The organism is Clostridium chromiireducens (assembly GCF_002029255.1).
GTDB lineage: Bacteria > Bacillota > Clostridia > Clostridiales > Clostridiaceae > Clostridium > Clostridium chromiireducens.
Window position 1 is genome coordinate 1 of sequence record NZ_MZGT01000079.1, and the last position, 20,370, is coordinate 20,370.

Below are 20,370 nucleotides of genomic sequence, written 5' to 3' on the forward strand. Positions count from 1 at the left end.
AATCTGTAAGATAAATTGAATCATTTAATTATTTGGTATATTACGGAGATTAAAAAACAATGATTACTTTGAAAAAAATCTAATATAAAAAATATTGACACTATAATATATTCGTGATAAAATAAAAATTTTACAAAAAGTAATTTGTATGTTATAATGTGTATTAGGGAAGTAATTAAGGAGGTCATTATTTGTTTAATATAGGAGATGTAATTGTCTATCCAAGTCAAGGGGTAGGAGTAATTGATATTATTGAAGAAAAAGAGTTTAAAGGTGAAAAACAAAACTATTATACAATACAATTGAATAATAGTTCTATGAAATTAACTTTGCCATTTTGCAGGATAGAATCATCAAACATGAGGTTAATTAGTGATTCTAAAACTTTAGATAGTAGCCTTAAGAATATTTATAAATATACAGTTGAACCAGGTTTGCTTTCAAAAGTTAATTTTAAAGAAAGAAAAATTATTAACGACTCGAAATTAAAATCTGGAACATTAGAAAATTATCTTGAAATCATATGTAATCTAACTCAACTAAAAATGGAACATAATTTGAATTCAAGTGAAAAACAGATGCTAGTTAATGCAAAAAAAATAGTAATAGAAGAGATATCTCAATCAAAGAAGGTAACTAATGATGAAGCAACTACTCTTTTGGATGTTTCAATGGGATTTTATAATTAGATTTAGAATAAAAAGAAAAGGCTTGTTATTTTCTTGAAATTTGTTATAATAAAATATGTAGTTAAAATTTAAGAAGGTTTTTTATAGATATGTAAACTTCTCCTTTTTGAGAATTATATGAATCAATATATTAATCTTTAATAAAAAGGAGGAACTTAATATGACAGAAAAAACTTTAGTGTGCAGAGATTGTGGAAATGAATTTGTTTTCACAGTTGGAGAACAAGAATTTTACCAAGAAAAAGGATTCACAAATGAACCTACAAGATGTATAGCTTGTAGAAGAATAAAAAAAGAACAAAACAACAGAAGATAGTATTGTTTGGATTTAATGAGTTATAAGATTTTCTTATAGCTCTTTTTATTTGTAATAGAAAGAATGTATTTGTAGAAAAAATTTACACATTTAGAATATTAATAATTATTTGAAATTTTTTGATAGTAAGTATATCATATGAAATATGTAGTTAAATTATGAAATAAAACTAATAAGAATTTAGGAGGAAGTTAGTTATGATTTGTGAGAACATAAATATTAACAGAAATTATTCAAGTATTAATAAGAATTTTGAGAAGGCTTTTGAGTATTTAAGAGGGCAAAATTTAAAGGAGCTAGCCGTAGGAAAATATGAAATAGAAGGAGAAAAAATATTTGCGATGATTCAAGAATATACTACGGAAAGGGAAGAACAGAAGAATTGGGAATCTCATGAAAAATATATTGATATTCAATTAATAGTTGATGGACAAGAAGTAATGGGTTTTGCACCTGTAAGTTGCCTTGAGATTAAAGAAGATTTTAGAATGGATAAAGATTTGATTTTTTACAATGAAACTACAAATGGCGCAAATATAAAATTTAAGAGTGGTGATTATGCTATCTTCTTTCCGGAAGATGGTCATAAGCCTGGATGTGCATTAAATGAATGCTCAAAAGTTAAAAAAGTAGTAGTTAAAGTTGCTTGCGAATAAGCTTTAACAAACAATTTTTATATATCTAAGATCGGGTGTTGTGTTCACGTGTGCGCTACACCCGATTTTAGATGCTTTTTAATTTTAAATTATAGTCTAAATATGCTTAATAATTTATATTTCATGACCTCATCATCGTTTAAAATATATGTCAAATTAATTTATTTGGAATTTATAATATCAGTATTATTATGAAAAGTTTACGTATCAAGAATACTAAATTATAAAGAAAAATTTATAAAATGTAATGTTTAATTAAAATTTAAATATACATTAAATAGGGGCAGTGTATTAAACTATAATGATTTTGATTTTATGAATAAATTTTATATAGGAAGTGATAAAATGATAAGGCCAAAACCATTAAAAAAAGGAGATAAAATAGGCTTACTAGCTCCCTCGGGACCTGTAAAACAAGAAAGAATTGAACGAGCAATTAAAGCTATGGAAGATCTAGGACTTAAAGTAGTTTTAGGAGAGAGCTGTAGAAGTTATCATGGATTTCTTGCTGGAGATGATGAGTTACGAGCAAATGATATAAATCTCATGTTTCATGACAAAAATATAAATGGTATCTTTGCTATAAGAGGTGGCTATGGTGCAGCGAGATTATTAGACCTGTTAGACTATGATATGATAAAGAAAAATCCTAAGGTATTTGCTGGATACAGTGATGTGACAGCACTGCACAATGTATTAAATGAGAAATGTAAATTAATAACTTTCCATACTCCAATGGCATCAACAGAATTTTATAAGGGGATAGATGACTACACACTAGATTACTTTAAGAAAAATATATTTTCAGATGAACCTTTAGGTGCGATTGATAATCCTAATGGACAAGAACTTAAAAGTTTGGTATGTGGTAAAGCAAAAGGAAAATTAATTGGAGGAAATCTTTCTTTAGTCGTTTCATCTATGGGAACGCCATATGAATTGGATACAAAAGGAAGAATATTATTTTTAGAAGAGGTTGATGAATCGCCGTATAAAATAGATCGAATGCTTCTGCAGTTGAAACAATGTGGAAAGTTTAAAGATGCAGAAGGAATTATTTTAGGAGCTTGGACAAATTGCGAAGCAAAGGAAGGAGAAAATAGCTTAGATTTAATAGAAGTATTCGAAGAGCTAATAAAACCGGAAAATAAGCCAACAATTTATAATTTAGCTTGTGGTCATTGTATGCCTACTCTAAGTCTTCCAATGGGATCAAAAGTGAAAATCAATGGGGATAAGTGTAAAATAACTGTACTTTAATACATTATACCGTAGGCCAAGTACTCTAGTGTTAAGACAATTAAAATAATATGAGGTGAGTAGATGATGAAATATGCAGTAGTCAATAAAACCATTGGAGTATTAAAAAGTGAACCAAAGGATAATTCTGAAAATGTTGATGAAGTATTATTTGGAATGAATGTTGAGATAATAAAAGAATCACTGAATAACTGGGTTTATATAAAAACACTCTATAAATATGAAGGTTACATTAATAAAGAAGCATTAATGATAAGTGATAAAATATCGAAACAATGGGAAAAAGAAAAGAATGTAGTAGTAATAAATTCCTTTGCAGATGTACTTAATAAACCAGAGGCATCTGGATACCAACTAGCAAATTTAACACGGGGAGCTAATTTAATTTCAACTAACCATATAAGTGAAAATCAAAAATTTGTAAAAGTGATATTACCTAATTCTAAAATAGGGTGGATAAGAAAAAATTTTATTTCGGATTTGAAAAAAACTTACACTATAGATGGGGAAGAGGTTTTAAGAGAAAATTTAGTTAAATCTGCGTTAAGCTATTTAGGAACTCAATATAGATGGGGAGGAAAAACCCCTTTAGGGATTGATTGTTCGGGCCTTTGTTCTATGGCATATATGTTAAATGGGATATTAATTTATAGAGATGCTAAGATTAAAGAAGGTTTTCCAATTAAAGAAATTACTTGTGAAAAATTAAAAAAAGGTGATTTGATATTTTTTCCTGGACATGTTGCTATGTATTTAGAAAAAGGAAATTTTGTTCATTCATCAACAAGTAATGATATAGTCAAAGTAAATAGTTTTAATAAATATTCTGATAATTATAGTGACGATTTAAAGAAAAGCCCTAAAATTTATGGAAGCATATTTTAATAATGTCTTTGTATAATCGAGATTTTTCATGAAATAATAGTTTCAAGTATGCTTGATTCAGCAAAAGAAGGTGTAGGTATGTATCTTAATGCTACATTAACAAGTGCACCTCAGAGTTAAGAGCAATATACTCATCCTCCTTAGGACAAATAGTTGAATGGCATATGGCTTTAACGAATTGAATGTAAAAAAAGGATGAATAAGGCTTATAATACACCTAAGAACTTATTCTGAATCATAAAAAGTAATTGATGAAGGTATGTAAATGCTAATAGATATATAAGAAAGGAGTGTTTTGAATTTTGTAACACTCTTTTCTTATGTAGTCCTATATTATAATATGACTAAGTCACAAAAGGTTAGTGGTATTGGTTTAAAAATATTAATATGAGAAATAAAAAGTTAAAGTAAGGTTTTAGTAAGAATTATGGGAGGTATAAAAAATATTTTACGTTCATATAAATGTAATTATTTCATGGAGGGTACACAATGAAAATCAGTGATATAAGAGATAATAATATAAAAACTTTATATGATAACTACTCAATACTAAAACGAATAAATGAAAAAAATGATAATGTAATAAGTAAAAATGCAATTTTTAAAACTATTTATGCAGATGAATATGTAAAGTCAGAAGAAGGGCTATGTACTGGAATTTTGTTCGTATTAAAAGGTTCAATTAAAATAGAAAAAATAAATCAAAATGGTGATGAAACAAACTTATATAACTTAAAACAAGGTGAATTTTGTCATGCCGCTCTATACTGCATATCAAATTTTGAGTCATTAAATATAATAGGAAAAGCAATTCAAGATTCAGAGATTTGCGTTATTCCAATAGATGTCATGAGATATTATGTTATAAAAGATGTTGAATTTTTATCATATATATATGAAGATTTATATAATAAATTTAAGAAAGTCATTGAAAATAAAGAGGAAATAGTTCATGAATCGTTGGAAACAAGACTTATAAAATTATTAAGTAACAAAAAAAATAATATAGTATATGCAACTCATAGTGAATTAGCTTTTGAAATTGACTCTGTAAGAGAAGTTGTAAGCAGGAAATTAAAACAAATTGAGAAAAAAGGATATATAAAATTAGAACGAGGTAAAATAATTATAATTAAGGATTTAAATGATCTTATTGAATAAGGATATTTAATATTTCTATTATAAACAGTTAGGAAGTTAAATAGCAACGATATTTATTGATAAAAATAAACAAGATATTAAAGAGAAATGAGCAAATAAATCTATGGAAAAAATAGGAAAATGAATTATAATATAATTATTATGTTTGTAAATATGAATTCATTAACCGAGGGGGAAGAATTTTGCTCGAAAATAGAATCCTTGAACTAATTGAGAATGAAGATAAAAGAAATCCATTGACAGATAGTGATATAGCTAGATTAGTAAATACAACTAGAGAATATATAACTCAATTTAGGACTGAAAAAAATATAAATAATTCTCGCCAAAGAAAAGAATCTATATTATACAGTGATATAAAAAAAATAGTAATTGAAGATAAAGATATTTCAGACAGGCAATTATGCAAAAAATTATCTCTTCTTGGATATGATATTTCTAGATATTCTGTGACTCAGATAAAAAAGAATATAATTGCAGAAATATTTCAACAGAATCTGGATGGAGTAGAGAGAGTGGCGGAGAATTTACCGGAAAGCTCAACTGAAGTTAAATATTTGGTAAACGAAAACATACAAGAAATAAGTGATCAAGCAATTGTAGATACAATTAACCAAGAAAATAAAGAAAAGAATAATTGTTTAAGAAAAATTATAGGATATCATGGTTCATTAAAAAATGCTATTAGTCAAGCAGAAGCAGCGGTCTTATATCCACCTCATGGACTACACACTCTTTTACTTGGGCCATCAGGTGTTGGAAAAAGTTTTTTTGCAGAAGCCATGTTTAACTTTGCAATCAATTCTTCCAACTTTGAAAAAAATGCACCATTTATACTATTTAACTGTGCTGATTATGTAGATAATCCACAATTACTCCTTTCTCAACTATTTGGTTATAGTAAAGGTTCTTTCACTGGTGCTAATACAGACAAAGTTGGTTTAGTTGAGAAAGCAAATAATGGAATATTATTTTTGGATGAAGTGCATAGATTGCCAAGCGAAGGACAGGAAATATTATTCTATTTGCTGGATAAGGGAAAGTATAGAAGGCTTGGTGAAACTGAAAATAGCAGAACAGCTAATGTAATGATAATTGCAGCAACTACAGAAGATCCTAAATCATCCTTGTTATTAACATTTAGAAGAAGAATACCAATGATAATTGAGCTTCCTTCCATTAATAACAGGCCTATTAATGAAAAATATGTACTAGTCAAAAGCTTTTTTTCACAAGAATCAGCAAGAGTCGGAAAAGAAATTACCGTGCGCTATGAGGTTATTAGATCCTTATTATTATACAATTGTCCAGGAAACATAGGGCAATTAAGAAGTGATATACAAGTTGCGTGTGCAAGAGGTTTTTGTAATTCATTAAGCAATAATTCAAATGAAGTAGTTATTAATATAAAGAATTTACCTAAGCACGTACCATTAGGGATATTAAGCGTTGAGGATAGAGAACTAGTGTCTGAAGAAATTTTTAATGAAGATTTAGTTGCGAGTCCTAATGATGTTGTTACTCAAAAATCAAAAGATGATAGATATATGTTACCTGATGGAATATATAGTAATATAGAGGAGAAGTATTATAAACTCGAAAAGCAAGGACTCAGTAAAGATGAAATTAACAAAATATTATGGAGTAAGGTGGAATCAAATTTAAGTAAATTTGCAAAAAATATAGAAGCAAATATATTTTTTCCTAAGGAAGAATTAAAAAATATAATAGATGAAAAGATATTAAATGTGGTTGAAAAAGTAACTAATATTGCAAAACAATATATAGAAAATATCCAGGAAAATTTTTATTATTGTGTAGCAATGCACTTAAATTCAACCTTTGATAGATTAAAACAGGGCAGGATAATAAAGAATCCTGAGTCTGACTATATTAAAAAGGAATATTATAACGAATATAGAATTGCAAAAATATTAACTAAAGAGATAAATAAAAGTTTAGATATTGAACTTCCAGAAGATGAAATAGGCTTTATTGCCATGTACTTAAAAACGTTTTCGGAGGTGGATAAAAATGTACGCAGAGTGGCAGTTATTGTATTAAGTCATGGACATGTTGCTTGTGGTATGGCCGATGTAGCAAATAAGCTGTTAGGTACAAATCTTGCCATAGGAATAGAAATGTCACTTGATGAAAGTCCTCAAATTTTGCTTGAAAGAACTATAGAGGCTGTAAAGAAAGTCCATGAAGGCAAAGGATGCTTATTATTAGTGGATATGGGGTCATTAGTTACCTTTGGAGAAATCATAACTAAAGAAACAGGAATTCCAACAATGGTTATTGGAAGGGTAGATACGGTAATGGTATTGGAAGCTGTTAGAAGATCTTTAATTGAAAATAGCAATCTGTATGAAATTTCTAAGGCACTTGATGGGGACAAGGCCTATGTTGGAAAAGTACAAGGTGTAAAGAACTATATTAAAACTATAATTACAGTATGTATAACTGGAGAAGGCACGGCTTTAAAAATAAAAAAATATCTTGAAGATGTATTGGGGAGTTTAAATAAAAATTTAAATATTATACCAATCGGAATCATGAATAGAAAGAATGCTCAGGATGAGATAATTAAAATTACTAGAGAAAATAATATAGCCGCAATTGTTGGAACCATTGATCCAGAATTAGATAATATTCCATTTATATCTTTTCAAGATATTCTAAAAGAGTCAGGTAAATCAAGACTAAAAGATTTACTTGGAATAGAAAAGAGTATCAATCCTTTAATTAATGTAATTGATGAAGAATTCATACAAATTAGGGATAATGTATCTGTAAAAAGTGATCTAATAGATGAAATGTGTAACATGCTCATTACAAAAGAAAGGGTTAAAGAAAATTTTACAATAAGTGTATATAAAAGAGAAATGATGGGTGGAACCTTGTTTGAAGGAACTTTCGGTATACCTCATGGTTTTTCAGAGTTTGTGGAGAAATCATCATTGGTTATTTTTAAACTTAATAATCCAATCTTATGGGATTATAATTGTAAAGTTGATGTTGTTATTATGCTTGCGCTAAAAGAGAGCGATGGAAAAATAGTAAAACAATTATTTGATACCTTATCAAGGAGTGAAGTAGCTGATAGAATAAGGCATGCAAATTCAGCTAAAGAAATTTCAGACATATTACTTAAAATGTAGCATTTATTTAAATAACAAGGTAGAAAATAAAAAAATCTACCTTGTTTTTTATATTTAAAATAACATATTACTTTTTCAACATAGTTTTGGCATGACAATTGCTTAATAAATATATGAGAATGTAATCATGGATGAAAACGTATAAAAGACTTATAAAAAAGGAGGAAGTTAAATGACTAGAAGTATTAGAGAATTTTTAAGAAGAGATTTAGTAGTAAGCAACCTTGAGGCTAAATCAGCAGAGGATGTCTTTAAGAAGATGTCTCCCATATTGTTTGAAGCAGGATTTGTAGAAAATTCCTTTTTTAATGGATTAGTAGATAGAGAAAATAAATTTCCAACAGGTTTATTACTTGGAAAATACAATGTTGCAATACCTCATACAGATGCTGTTCATGTTAAAAAGCCAGCTATAGCTATTGCAACACTAAAAGATCCTGTTGAATTTAATTGTATGGATGGAAATGGAAGTGTGGCTGTTAATATAGTATTTACCATGGCCTTAAATGAACCTCACAGCCAGATAGTAATGTTACAGCAATTAATGTTTTTAATCCAGAATGAAAGTATTCTAGAAAATATGCTTCAAGCAAAAAATAGTGACAAGGTATATGATATCGTTTCAAGCTTTAATTATAATTGCGAATAAGTAATGAGCAATTATTTAAATTATAGAATTATATTTTAAGGAGGTAAAAAAATGGACAAACAAAAACTAATATTAGTAGCTTGTGGGACAGGAATTGCAACTTCAACAGTTGTATGTAAAAAGGTGGAGGATCTAATTAAAACTAATGGCATTAATGCGAGAATTATACAATGTAAGATTTCAGAAGTATCTGGTTATGAAGATCAGGCAGATCTTTTAGTAACAACTACAATTTCATCACGAAATTATAAATTTCCTGTAGTAAACGCTATGAACTATCTAACTAATATTAATCCAGGCAAAGTCGACCAAGGAATAATTGAAGCTTTAAAGTAAAAAAATAGGCCACTTTAAAGGTGGACCTATATAAAAAATTAAATTAATTTAACTACACACTATTATAACACATAAAAATATATATTTGAAGCTTAGGATAGCAACATGTTAATTAAGAATTTATTAAAATAAATAGAAATTGATAATATAGGGGGAAAAAAGAATGTTATTAGAGGTAGTACAATACATTTTGAACTTAGGACCAACCGTTATGCTTCCATTAACAATTACTATTATCGGTATAATATTTGGACAAGGATTTAAAAAGGCATTTAGATCAGGTATGACAATTGGTATAGGCTTTGTTGGTATAAATTTAGTTGTTGGACTTCTTACAACTAACCTTGGAGGAGCAGCACAACAAATGGTTACTAGATATGGATTACAGCTAAGTATAATAGACGTAGGCTGGCCAGCAGCGGCAGCAATTAGCTGGGCATCTCCTATAGCAGCAATTATGATTCCAATAGCTATGTTGGTAAACTTTGTAATGCTCGCTACAAAGACAACCAATGTAGTTGATATTGATATATGGAATTATTGGCACTTTACTGCAGCAGGTGCAAGCGTATATGTATTAACTAATGGCAACTGGTTACTTGCTATTTTAGCTGGTATTTTATACGAAATTGCTGTTATTAAAATTGCTGATAAAACAGCTCCAATGGTTCAAGAATTCTTTGGACTTGATGGTGTATCATTACCAACTGGTTCAACCGCAGCTTGTGGTCTTATAGGTATTCCTGTTGTTAATATTGTTAAAAAGATTCCAGGTATTAAAAATCTAAAGGCAGACCCAGAAACAATTCAAAAGAGATTTGGTGTTTTTGGAGAACCTATGATGATGGGACTTATTCTTGGTGTTGTACTTGGAATTCTTGCTGGATATGGTGTAGATAAAACTCTACAAATAGGTATTTCTATGGCTGGTGTTATGTTCTTAATGCCTAGAATGGTTAGAATACTTATGGAAGGTTTAATCCCTGTTTCGGAATCGGTTAGAGAATTTTTACAAAAGAAAGACTTTGGTAAAGATAGAAATCTTACAATTGGATTAGATGCTGCAGTAGCAGTTGGACATCCAGCAGTTATTGCAACAGCACTTGTATTAGTTCCTATCACACTATTTTTAGCAGTAATACTACCAGGAAATCAAGTTTTGCCTTTTGGAGATTTAGCTACAATATGTTTCTATGTTGCGTTTATAGTTGGTGCAGCAAAAGGCAATATAGTTCACTCAGTTATAGCAGGTACAATTGTTATGGGGTTAGGATTACTAATGGCAACAAATATTGCCGGATTCCATACTCAAATGGCACAAATGGCTCAGTTTACAATGCCAGCAGGAACATCAACTATTTCAAGCTTAGATATGGGTGGTAATTTCTTAAACTGGATTGTTATTAAAATATTCCAATTATTTACTGGTACTTTGTAATATTAAATAATTCAAATTGTTAAAGAGTACTGAATTGTACTCTTTAACATCGTTTGTTATTTACAAGGAAAGGGTGATGATTACAGTGGATGTAACAAATTTAAAAGTAGAAGAACTTCTTGAAATGGATTTTAGATGTGAATGTGGGAAAAGACATAGTGTAGAAATCAATTCTGTGAAAATAGGAAGCAACATAATGGAACAGCTCCCAGAATTTTTGAAGGAATTCAAAAACAAAAAGATATTGATTGTACAAGATATCCACACATATGCTGTAGCTGGAATAAGAGTAGAAGATATATTAAAGAATGATTTTTCATTAAAGAAATATGTGTTTCCACAGGAACACTTATTGCCTGATGTATATGCTCTTGGCAGGGTTCTTATAGAAATAGAAGATGATACTGCACTTATACTTGCTGTAGGTTCAGGTGTTATAAATGACATTTGCAGATATGTAGCTTACAGAGTACATGTACCTTATGCAATAGTTGGTACAGCACCATCCATGGATGGTTATGCATCAGTAGTGTCTCCTTTAATCACAGATGGTTTTAAAGAATCCCATAAAGCTATATATCCTTATGGAATATATTCAGATATTGTGATTATGAAGAATGCCCCAATGTATTTACTCTGTTCAGGACTTGGCGATGTATTAGGTAAATATACTGCTCTTGCAGATTGGTCAATTGCAAATCTATTAACAGGAGAATATTATTGTAAAACTATTGCAGATATGGTTCAAGCTGCAGTAGATAAGTGTGTTGCTGCTGCGCCAATGATTCCTGAAAGGAATGATGACGTTGTAAAAAATATAACAGATGCATTAGTTTTATCAGGAATAACTATAGGAATGGCAGGATGTTCAAGACCTGCTTCAGGTTCCGAGCACCATATTGCCCATGGGTGGGAGATCATGTTCCATGCAAGAAGAAGCGAGGAAAAATGGGTACATGGAAACTTTGTTGGAGTAGGCACAGTGGTTATGGCTATGTTATTTGAGGCATTAAAGGATATCGATATAGAAAGTGTAATGGCTAAGAGAAGCTTCAGATTCTATGATATGAATAAATGGAGACAAAATATTGAGAGTGTATTTGGTAAAGTGGCAGGCAATATAATTAATTATAAAAAGGATTCAATTGAATTGGACCCTGATAAGAGACAAGTAAATGCAGAAAAGATAGCATCAAATTGGAAGGAGATTCTTAATATTGGGCATACTATAGTACCAAGTTCTGAGAATGTAAAGAAAGTATTACAGGACGGGGGATGTGTATGGCATCCTGAAGAGCTTGGAATTGATAAGAATTTATTTATTAAGACCTTCATTGCTGCAAAGGACATAAGAACCAGATATGGCGTTGTGCATCTAATCGATGATCTTGGATTAACAGAGGAATTTGCTAATTTAATTGCTAATAAATTGTATAGATCCAACAACATATAAGATAATTATATGTTTTAATTGGGAGGTAAAAAATGAATGAGTTAAATGATATTAAATGTTTTCTATTAGATATGGATGGAACTTTTTACCTTGGAAATACACTTATTGACGGTGCATTAGACTTTCTAGATATTTTAAAAAGTCAGCAAAAGAAGTTCATATTCTTAACAAATAACTCTTCGAAAAATAAATCAACCTACAAGCAAAAGCTTTCAGCGCTTGGCTGCCATGTTGATGAAGAACAAGTTTATACATCTGGTGAAGCTACCATATGGTATATGAAGAAAAACTGCCCAGGTAATAAAATATATCTAATGGGTACAGAACCACTTATGAAAGAATTTGAAAAGGCAGGATTTATATTAGTTAATGACGAAAATGACAAGCCGGATTATGTAGTTCTTGGTTTTGATACTACACTAACCTATGAAAAAATATGGACAGCTTGTGATTATCTGAGAGATGGAATACCATTTTTAGCTACTCATCCAGATTTCAATTGTCCAATTAAAGACAGTAAATATATGCCGGATACTGGCTCTATGATAAGAATGTTTGAGGCATCCACAGGTGTTTCTCCTGTAGTTATAGGTAAGCCATATGGATATATAGTAGAGGCTATTATTGAAAAGTATGGCCTTAAAAAAGAAGATGTGGCAATTGTAGGAGACAGACTATACACTGATATTAAAACTGGAGTAAATGCAGGAATAACCAGTATTCTTGTATTAAGTGGTGAGACGTCAGAAGAAATGTATAAAAAGTCTGACATACCTGCAGATTATGTATTTTCATCAATCAAGTATATTGGTGAAGAACTTAAGCAGTTTCAGAAGAGCTTTATTTAATAGCTGTATGGTAGAAAAAATGGGAAAAATTTATTGAGTATGGCTGAAACCTCGTAAACTGAGATAAATTAAAAAATTAAATAAAGTCAAAATTATTTTAAAAGAACTAATTAATGTTAAAATTGGGAGGTAATATTATGAGTATTATAACAATTATTGGAGCAGGTCAAATGGCTTCTGCACTAACTTTTCCAGCAACAGAAAATAATAATAAGGTGCGACTTGTTGGTACACCATTAGATAGAGATATCATAAATATTGCGAAGGATACCGGTTTTCATACTACATTAAAGCGCCAATTACCCAAAGCAGGTATTGAATATTATCAAATTGAAGATGTAAATAAAGCAATAGACGGAGCTGAAGTTATTATTTGTGGAGTTAGCAGTTTTGGTGTTGATTGGTTTGCAGACAACATATTGCCTATTTTACCTGAAGAGATTCCTGTTCTCTCAATAACTAAGGGGATGATTACTGAAGAGGATGGCAAAATGATTAATTATCCACAGTACTTTTTAAGCAAACTTCCTGCTAATAAGAAACTTTCTATCAGTGCAGTAGGTGGCCCATGTACTAGCTATGAACTTGCCGACAAAGATAATTCCGAAGTTGTATTTTGTGGAGATGATATAAAAATACTTAGAATTTTCAAGAATTTATTTGAGACATCATACTATCATATTAGCTTATCTAAAGATATTGTGGGGGTTGAATGTGCAGTTGCATTGAAGAACGCTTACGCCCTGGGTGTATCACTCGCTATTGGATTAGCTATTGGAGCTGATGGCTCTGGAAAGGAACATTATAATTCTCAGGCTGCACTTTTTGGACAAAGCATAAAGGAAGCGAAACACCTTCTTGAAATAGTCGGAAGTGGTGAAGAAAATATTATATATTTTGGCGGAGACCTATATGTGACAGTTTTTGGCGGACGTACTCGTAGAATAGGAACCTTATTAGGACAAGGATTTTCATTTGAGGAAGCTATGGAACAATTAAAAGGAGTTACATTGGAATCTGTAGTTATTGCTACTCGTGCAGCAAAATATGTACGTTCTCTAGCTGAGAAAGGCATAGTCAAATTACAAGAGTTCCCAATGTTGATTCATATTGATGAGATAATAAACTCAGGAAATATAGTTGATATTCCGTGGAAATCTTTTGAATCAGAAAAAATATAATTATAAAATAAAAGTGATTTTAACGATATAGAGTTGATATAAAAATCCCCTTATTTCTTGGATCAAGAAATAAGGGGATTTTTATATATCTGGATTTGCTGCTAAAAATAAGCAATGACAAGGGTTTTAGAAGATTCCTTATCCAATAGATATAAATAATAGGGCTAGATAGGTAGTAAAGGAAAGATAAAAGAGATATAATAATTATTATGTAAAGTAAAGTTAACAAAAAACGTGATTTAGAGTGTAGCAATGAAAACAAAAATCATGAGTTATATATAATATGCTATAAAAAAGTAATAGCAAGAGGATTTAAAATGTAACTTATGATTGACATTGTTTAATTTAAAGTATAAAATTTAGACGAGTACTAGGGGAGCCATTAAGGCTGAGATGAATTTTTCAGACCCTTTGAACCTGCACTGGATAATGCCAGCGAAGGGAAGTTGTATGATAATTTAAATCTCGAAGTTATGATGATTTATAATTAATTTGATTATTAACTCTTTTCAATGGTATTTTTTGTACTGTTTGAAAGGAGTTTTTTTATGCAATTTTCACAAAGATTATTTATTAAAGAGAGTTGGGTTATATAAATGAAGGCATTAGAAATTCATAATTTATTCTTTAAATATACAGATTCAAATAAACTTATAATTGACGACCTATCATTTAGTATAGATAAAAATGAATTTGTTACAATTATTGCACCTAGTGGTACTGGTAAAAGTACACTTTTTAGATTAATTTTAGGTTTATTAAAACCTCAAAAGGGCAATATTAATATCTTAAAAGAAGGAGTTAAAAACATTATAGGGTATATGCCTCAAAAAGATTCCTTAATGCCTTGGAGAAATATACTTGATAATACAGCTGTCGGCCTTGAATTAAATGGTTATAGCAAGAACGATGCAAGAAATAAAGCTGTAGAATATTTCGAAAGTTTTGGGCTGAAAGGTACTGAAAAATTCTATCCTCATGAACTATCAGGCGGTATGAGGCAGAGAGCATCATTTTTAAGAGCTATCGTAAATAATCCATCGATACTATTATTAGATGAACCTTTTTCTTCTTTAGATGCACTAACAAGAAGAAAGATGCAAACATGGTTATTGGATCTATGTCAAAAAGAGAAAAATACTGTATTTATGATAACCCATGATATTGATGAAGCGTTGCTATTATCTGATAGAATACTTATTTGCACAGAACTACCGTATAAAAATTTAAAATCTATTGAGGTTAATATCGATAGACCTAGAAACTATGAAACTACACTCTCAAGTGAGTTTATTGAGCTTAAAAGAGTCATTTTAAATATTCTTGATATGTTAGAAGATACTAAGGAGGAAGTTAAAAATGAAGAGATTTAATGATTTTATTTTTCCTTTTGTATTTCTAATATTAATACTATTAGCGTGGGAATTTTTAATACCATATTTTGAAGTTCCAAATTATATTGTACCTAAATTTTCAGATGTGCTTAAAGCATTATGGTTACAAAAAGAATTGTTATACAAACATTCTGTAGTAACTTTAGGAGAAGCAATATTAGGGCTTTGTATATCTGTAATTATAGGCATATCGTGTGCACTTTCAATATATCTTTGGAGAAGTGTTGGAAAAACTTTATACCCAATTATAATATTTTCTCAGACAATCCCAACCATTGCGTTATCTCCAATTATGGTTATGTGGTTTGGATATAGTATATGGTCTAAGGTTGCAGTAGTAATATTATTTTGTTTCTTTCCTATAGTTATAAGTACATTAGATGGATTAAATGCGGTAGATAAAGATTTGGAAGATGTATTAAGAGCCTTAGGGGGAAGTAGACTTCAGATATTTTTTAAATTGCATATGAATTCCGTATTACCTAATTTTTTAAGCAGCTTTAAAATAGCAGCTACCTACAGCGTTTCAGGAGCTACAATAGGTGAGTGGTTGGGTGCAGAAGCGGGGCTTGGTATATATATAAAGAGAGCGGCAGGTATGCTGCAATCAGATTCAGTTTTTGCTGGAGTGTTAGTTCTATCATTTTTAGGATTGATCTTATTTTCAATAGGATTTTTACTAGAAAAGATTTTATTAAAATACAGAAGAAAATTAAAGGAGGATAATTATGAAATTAAAAAAGGTTAGTATATTATTAGTATTTGTTATGTTAGTTAGTTTGGTGTTTAGTGGGTGCGCTGGTAACGCAAATAAGAATGAGGATAAAAGTGCATCTAAAGAATTAAAAGAAATTAGTGTTCTTTTAGATTGGTATCCAAATGCAGTTCATACATTCTTATATGCAGCTGAAGAACAAGGATATTTTAAAGAAGCAGGACTAAAAGTTAATTTAATTACACCTGCTGGAACAGATGATGGAATTAAACTTGTTGCAGCAAAGAAAGCAGACATTGCTATAAGTTATCCAAAACAAATTATTTTAGCAAGAGGTGAAAGTATTCCTGTTAAATCAGTTGGAGCAATAGTTAGGAGTTCATTAAACCAACTTATGGTTCGTAAAGATTCAGGAGTTAAAACTCTAAAAGATTTAGAAGGAAAAAAGGTTGGATATCCATCTTTTGATATTGATAAGGAAACAGTAAAAACAATGGTTGCTCAAGCAGGTGGAGATCCATCAAAGGTTGAGTTTGTAGATGTTGGTTATGATTTAATGGCTGGAATAGAATCAAAAAAAGTTGATGCAATTATTGGTGGATACATCAATCATGAAAAGATACTATTAGAAAAGCAAGGTGTTCAATTAGATACTTTTGCTCCAGTAGATTTTGGAGTACCAAACAACTATGAATTAGCATTTATTGCAAATGATGATGCTATTAAGAATAATAACGATACAATACAAGCTTTCTTAGAAGCAGCTAAAAAAGGCTTTGAATACACTAAAAATAATCCTGATAAAGCTTTAGACTTAGTATTAAAAGCTCAAAATGAAAGTTTTCCACTAGATGCAGAAACAGAGAAAAAGAGTCTGCAAATATTATTGCCTCTTATGGAAAATGAAAGTGGTAAATTCCTAAGTCAAGATGAAGAGAACTGGAATAAGAATATTAAATGGTTGCAAGACAAAAATTTACTTCAAGGTAAAGTTGATAGTAAAGAATTATTTAAATAATTATCTTTAAATGTTGAAAAAAGTAAATACTATTAGAAAATTTGAAAACATAAATAAAAAAGATATTATACCGTAATGGATATAATATCTTTTTTATTTATGTTTATGAAATGGTACTGTAATCATAATAAATGAATAAAATGATAGGTAGTTATTAGTAAATATAAGAGGTGATAAATCCGATAGAATAATCTGTTGCTACATACCAAACTGTATCTATTTTTATTTGGAGGATATTAGATGAGAAAAAGACTAAGTAGTATTTTGTATAATTCCATATTTCGCAAATTTAATGATGATAATATTAACGTAAATGAAAATAAATTAGGGCAATTTCCTTATGAAATTGAAGTTGTCGCTGAAAATTTATATGTACCATGGGCTATAGCCATAGGAGATGATGGAACGATATTGGTTACTGAAAGGATTGGGAGAATAAGAATTATTAAAAATGATATACTTCAGCCACAGCCACTTATGATATTTTCTACACCTTTTGTAAGTCAAGGAGAAGGCGGTTTAATGGGAATTGCAATAGATCCATATTATTCGCAGAATCATTATATTTATGTTATGCATTCATATGGAGATAGTAATTTAATTTATAACCGTGTTGTAAGATTACTTGAAAATAATAATAGTTTAATTATGGAGAGAATTGTCATAGATAAGATCCCTGGAGGAAGAATTCACAATGGTGGAAGGCTTAAAATTGGTCCAGATCATAAATTATACATTACGACAGGAGATGCTGGAAATTCTTCTTTAGCTCAAGATCCTTTTAGTACAGCAGGAAAAATACTGAGAATAGAATTAGATGGAAGTATTCCAAAAGATAACCCGTTTCCAAATTCACCTATTTATAGCCTAGGTCATCGAAATCCACAAGGTTTAGCGTGGAATTCGAAAAATATCTTATATGAATCTGAGCATGGACAATCAGCACATGATGAAATAAACATAATTATACCAGGAGTAAATTATGGTTGGCCTCTTGTTCAAGGTGATGAGGAATCAGTAGAAGTTGTAACACAAAAGTCATTAATACACAGTGGAGAAGAAACATGGGCGCCTTCAGGAATTTCACTTGTAAAACAAGGACCATGGAAGGGAAAACTACTTGTTGCGGCTTTGCGTGGACAACAACTATTTGTCATATCATTAAATCGGGATGGAACAGAAGTTAACAATATAGAATCATTCTTAAAGAATGAATATGGCCGTTTACGTGAAGTAGTTGAAGGTAAAGATGGATCAGTTTATTTAACAACTAGCAATATGGATGGAAGGGGAAATCCTAATATTGGTGATGACAAAATTCTCAGGCTAATTCCTAGATAAATAGCACTTAAAAGTAGACAAGTGCATGTAATACTACTAAATAAGTTGTCGAATTTTTGAGGTAAAATTACCAAATTTAATATCACCGTTATCCTTATATATGAATAACATGTTATATTGGAAGGAGTTGGTTATTAAAATGGAATTTGAGAGAGATAGTTACTATAGTGATTTACATGATAAATGTAAAAAATGTATGTTCTATCATACTACATTAACAATGAAAGATGGAAGCACATTAGACGGAATTATTGAAAATGTGGATAATGATCGTATTATTGTACTCGTTGGTGAGGATGTAATGGAATCGGACGATGATAATGAGAATGACAACAATAGGCAATATGGAAGAAGACCTTATCAAAGACGAAGATTCAGACGCTTTAGACGTCAAGCTTTTCCATTAGCTAATTTAGCTGCATTATCACTTTTACCTTATCCTTATGTTGCTCCACCGTATCCATATTTTAATCCATATTATCCTGGATATTAGTAAAAATGAAAATAGGTATTGCTAATTCTTTAACTTCTATTATTTTATCCTTTATAATACCTACAATGTCTTAGTAATAAAAAAGTTGTTAAAAAACACATCTAAATTATAGACAAGAACATAGAAAATTATCAGTTTTAAAATCTAAAGTAAAAAGACATTAAATGCAGTATTATAGTTGTATTTAATGTCTTTTTGTCTATAAAATTAATAAAGCACTAAATAGTGGTAACAATATTTTTTGAGAAACTCGTTCTTACTTAGTATAATTTTTTAAATAATCTATTAATGTTTTTGATGCAATTGAGAGATTAGAAGCGTTTTTATAAATTACTCCAATATGTCTTTGTGGAATAGGAGTATCTAAAGTAATTTCTTTCAATTTTTTATTTTTTAAATCTTCAAGAATAAATTCTTTTATTACAGATGTTATTCCAAGACCAATTTTAGCGCACTCAATTAGGAAATCCATATTACTGGCCTCTATATCTGGAATAATATTTACATTCTGATTTGAAAAATAATTATCTATATGATTTCTTGTTACATTAGGATTCTCTAAGAGCATAAATGAACCCCTATTAAACAAATCTTCTAGAGACGTATAGGAGAGTTTTTTTAAGTAATCTGGACTTGCAACTAAAATATCATGGATCCTTGATAATTTTACAAACTGTAAGTTATCATCATTTTGTGGAGGACCTACAATAGCTAAATCTATTTTATCTTCCTGCACTAATTGGACAGTATCGATAGTTGGTCTATTTATAATATTAATTTTAAAATTAGGGTATATCTTTATAAAACTCTCAAGTTTTGGGACAAGATAATTTTTTCCTATGGCGGTGCTTACGCCAATGACAATATTCCCCATGTCCTTATTTTTAAGTTTTTCTATTAATCTTTCACCTAATAAAAATTCTTCAAAGCCATTTTCTATATGGTTATACAGTACCTCTCCCTCAGAAGTTAATGTAACTCCTTTTGAGCTTCGTAAAAAGAGTTTAACTCCTAAAGCATTCTCTAATGTCTTGATAGATTTACTTACAGCAGGCTGTGATACATAAAGAACTTCAGAAGCATGAGATATATTTTTGTATTTAGAAACTATGAAAAATACCCTATAAAGATTTAAATCTAAAAGCAAATAACTTACCCCCTTACTATAATTTTTATTATGCAAATTAAATTCATAATTATAAAAACATTGTACTTGATTTTTAAGTAAATATATAACTAATAGTTATGAATAATATAATAAGTATATAGTTTAACTATATCACTTGAAATAATAATATGACAATATGGGTACAAGAATTAAAAGATGAAATGCCCTCTTATCGCAAATTTTTAAAACAAATTATTATTTTTAT

The 20,370-nt window shown here is 29.8% G+C and carries 19 protein-coding genes and 1 riboswitch; of the genes, 18 read left to right on the plus strand and 1 reads right to left on the minus strand.

Annotated elements, in window-relative coordinates:
- Positions 1 to 191: 191 nt before the first annotated feature.
- From CLCHR_RS20405 to CLCHR_RS20490, 18 genes are all read left to right on the plus strand, one after another.
- A complete protein-coding gene (locus CLCHR_RS20405; protein WP_079441757.1) occupies positions 192 to 689 on the plus strand; it encodes a CarD family transcriptional regulator in 498 nt (165 codons plus the stop codon).
- 160 nt (positions 690 to 849) lie between these two features.
- Entirely contained in the window at positions 850 to 1,005 is a 156-nt protein-coding gene (locus CLCHR_RS20410) for a zinc-ribbon domain-containing protein (RefSeq protein WP_079441758.1), read from the plus strand.
- A 197-nt stretch (positions 1,006 to 1,202) separates the two neighbouring features.
- Positions 1,203 to 1,661 carry a NanQ anomerase/TabA/YiaL family protein gene (locus tag CLCHR_RS20415; protein WP_079441759.1) on the plus strand — a complete coding sequence of 153 codons (459 nt, stop codon included), beginning with the start codon at positions 1,203 to 1,205 and terminating at the stop codon, positions 1,659 to 1,661.
- Between the two features lie 345 nt (positions 1,662 to 2,006).
- Positions 2,007 to 2,921: a S66 peptidase family protein gene (locus CLCHR_RS20420; RefSeq protein ID WP_079441760.1), complete on the plus strand. Its 915-nt coding sequence runs from the start codon at positions 2,007 to 2,009 to the stop codon at positions 2,919 to 2,921.
- Positions 2,922 to 2,984: 63 nt separating this feature from the next.
- Positions 2,985 to 3,806, plus strand: coding sequence for a C40 family peptidase (locus CLCHR_RS20425; protein ID WP_242966168.1), 822 nt, complete (start codon positions 2,985 to 2,987; stop codon positions 3,804 to 3,806).
- A 489-nt stretch (positions 3,807 to 4,295) separates the two neighbouring features.
- On the plus strand, positions 4,296 to 4,967 hold the full coding sequence (locus CLCHR_RS20430; RefSeq protein WP_079441761.1) for a Crp/Fnr family transcriptional regulator: 672 nt from the start codon (positions 4,296 to 4,298) through the stop codon (positions 4,965 to 4,967).
- Between the two features lie 182 nt (positions 4,968 to 5,149).
- Positions 5,150 to 8,131, plus strand: coding sequence for a sigma 54-interacting transcriptional regulator (locus tag CLCHR_RS20435; RefSeq protein ID WP_079441762.1), 2,982 nt, complete (start codon positions 5,150 to 5,152; stop codon positions 8,129 to 8,131).
- 172 nt (positions 8,132 to 8,303) lie between these two features.
- Positions 8,304 to 8,780: a PTS sugar transporter subunit IIA gene (locus CLCHR_RS20440; protein ID WP_079441763.1), complete on the plus strand. Its 477-nt coding sequence runs from the start codon at positions 8,304 to 8,306 to the stop codon at positions 8,778 to 8,780.
- Between the two features lie 51 nt (positions 8,781 to 8,831).
- Positions 8,832 to 9,116: a PTS sugar transporter subunit IIB gene (locus tag CLCHR_RS20445; protein ID WP_079441764.1), complete on the plus strand. Its 285-nt coding sequence runs from the start codon at positions 8,832 to 8,834 to the stop codon at positions 9,114 to 9,116.
- Positions 9,117 to 9,279: 163 nt separating this feature from the next.
- Positions 9,280 to 10,554: a PTS galactitol transporter subunit IIC gene (locus CLCHR_RS20450; protein WP_079441765.1), complete on the plus strand. Its 1,275-nt coding sequence runs from the start codon at positions 9,280 to 9,282 to the stop codon at positions 10,552 to 10,554.
- Between the two features lie 76 nt (positions 10,555 to 10,630).
- Complete coding sequence (locus CLCHR_RS20455; protein WP_242966169.1) at positions 10,631 to 12,007, plus strand: sn-glycerol-1-phosphate dehydrogenase; 1,377 nt, start codon at positions 10,631 to 10,633, stop codon at positions 12,005 to 12,007.
- Between the two features lie 32 nt (positions 12,008 to 12,039).
- Entirely contained in the window at positions 12,040 to 12,855 is an 816-nt protein-coding gene (locus tag CLCHR_RS20460) for an HAD-IIA family hydrolase (protein WP_079441766.1), read from the plus strand.
- Between the two features lie 137 nt (positions 12,856 to 12,992).
- A complete protein-coding gene (locus tag CLCHR_RS20465; protein ID WP_079441767.1) occupies positions 12,993 to 14,036 on the plus strand; it encodes a glycerol-3-phosphate dehydrogenase in 1,044 nt (347 codons plus the stop codon).
- A 362-nt stretch (positions 14,037 to 14,398) separates the two neighbouring features.
- Positions 14,399 to 14,497, plus strand: a riboswitch (TPP riboswitch).
- Positions 14,498 to 14,632: 135 nt separating this feature from the next.
- A complete protein-coding gene (locus CLCHR_RS20470; protein WP_079441768.1) occupies positions 14,633 to 15,409 on the plus strand; it encodes an ABC transporter ATP-binding protein in 777 nt (258 codons plus the stop codon).
- Positions 15,396 to 16,178: an ABC transporter permease gene (locus CLCHR_RS20475; RefSeq protein ID WP_079441769.1), complete on the plus strand. Its 783-nt coding sequence runs from the start codon at positions 15,396 to 15,398 to the stop codon at positions 16,176 to 16,178. The genes CLCHR_RS20470 and CLCHR_RS20475 overlap by 14 nt, the downstream gene beginning before the upstream one ends.
- The gene (locus CLCHR_RS20480) at positions 16,159 to 17,163 is read left to right on the plus strand and encodes an ABC transporter substrate-binding protein (RefSeq protein ID WP_079441770.1); all 1,005 of its coding nucleotides are present in this window, start codon (positions 16,159 to 16,161) and stop codon (positions 17,161 to 17,163) included. The genes CLCHR_RS20475 and CLCHR_RS20480 overlap by 20 nt, the downstream gene beginning before the upstream one ends.
- Before the next feature lie 240 nt (positions 17,164 to 17,403).
- Complete coding sequence (locus CLCHR_RS20485) at positions 17,404 to 18,504, plus strand: PQQ-dependent sugar dehydrogenase (protein WP_079441771.1); 1,101 nt, start codon at positions 17,404 to 17,406, stop codon at positions 18,502 to 18,504.
- A 139-nt stretch (positions 18,505 to 18,643) separates the two neighbouring features.
- Entirely contained in the window at positions 18,644 to 18,997 is a 354-nt protein-coding gene (locus CLCHR_RS20490) for a hypothetical protein (RefSeq protein ID WP_079441772.1), read from the plus strand.
- A gap of 256 nt (positions 18,998 to 19,253) precedes the next feature.
- Here CLCHR_RS20490 and CLCHR_RS20495 read toward each other — a convergent pair whose 3' ends face one another.
- Complete coding sequence (locus CLCHR_RS20495; protein WP_079441773.1) at positions 19,254 to 20,144, minus strand: LysR family transcriptional regulator; 891 nt, start codon at positions 20,142 to 20,144, stop codon at positions 19,254 to 19,256.
- Positions 20,145 to 20,370 lie beyond the last annotated feature (226 nt).

Excerpts from the sequence above, each read along its gene's own strand:
- CLCHR_RS20410 (WP_079441758.1), top strand. The coding sequence starts at position 850 with ATGACAGAAAAAACTTTAGTGTGCAGAGATTGTGGAAATGAATTTGTT.
- CLCHR_RS20415 (WP_079441759.1), top strand. The coding sequence starts at position 1,203 with ATGATTTGTGAGAACATAAATATTAACAGAAATTATTCAAGTATTAAT.
- CLCHR_RS20420 (WP_079441760.1), top strand. The coding sequence starts at position 2,007 with ATGATAAGGCCAAAACCATTAAAAAAAGGAGATAAAATAGGCTTACTA.
- CLCHR_RS20425 (WP_242966168.1), top strand. The coding sequence starts at position 2,985 with ATGATGAAATATGCAGTAGTCAATAAAACCATTGGAGTATTAAAAAGT.
- CLCHR_RS20430 (WP_079441761.1), top strand. The coding sequence starts at position 4,296 with ATGAAAATCAGTGATATAAGAGATAATAATATAAAAACTTTATATGAT.
- CLCHR_RS20440 (WP_079441763.1), top strand. The coding sequence starts at position 8,304 with ATGACTAGAAGTATTAGAGAATTTTTAAGAAGAGATTTAGTAGTAAGC.
- CLCHR_RS20445 (WP_079441764.1), top strand. The coding sequence starts at position 8,832 with ATGGACAAACAAAAACTAATATTAGTAGCTTGTGGGACAGGAATTGCA.
- CLCHR_RS20450 (WP_079441765.1), top strand. The coding sequence starts at position 9,280 with ATGTTATTAGAGGTAGTACAATACATTTTGAACTTAGGACCAACCGTT.
- CLCHR_RS20455 (WP_242966169.1), top strand. The coding sequence starts at position 10,631 with ATGATTACAGTGGATGTAACAAATTTAAAAGTAGAAGAACTTCTTGAA.
- CLCHR_RS20460 (WP_079441766.1), top strand. The coding sequence starts at position 12,040 with ATGAATGAGTTAAATGATATTAAATGTTTTCTATTAGATATGGATGGA.
- CLCHR_RS20465 (WP_079441767.1), top strand. The coding sequence starts at position 12,993 with ATGAGTATTATAACAATTATTGGAGCAGGTCAAATGGCTTCTGCACTA.
- CLCHR_RS20470 (WP_079441768.1), top strand. The coding sequence starts at position 14,633 with ATGAAGGCATTAGAAATTCATAATTTATTCTTTAAATATACAGATTCA.
- CLCHR_RS20475 (WP_079441769.1), top strand. The coding sequence starts at position 15,396 with ATGAAGAGATTTAATGATTTTATTTTTCCTTTTGTATTTCTAATATTA.
- CLCHR_RS20480 (WP_079441770.1), top strand. The coding sequence starts at position 16,159 with ATGAAATTAAAAAAGGTTAGTATATTATTAGTATTTGTTATGTTAGTT.
- CLCHR_RS20485 (WP_079441771.1), top strand. The coding sequence starts at position 17,404 with ATGAGAAAAAGACTAAGTAGTATTTTGTATAATTCCATATTTCGCAAA.
- CLCHR_RS20490 (WP_079441772.1), top strand. The coding sequence starts at position 18,644 with ATGGAATTTGAGAGAGATAGTTACTATAGTGATTTACATGATAAATGT.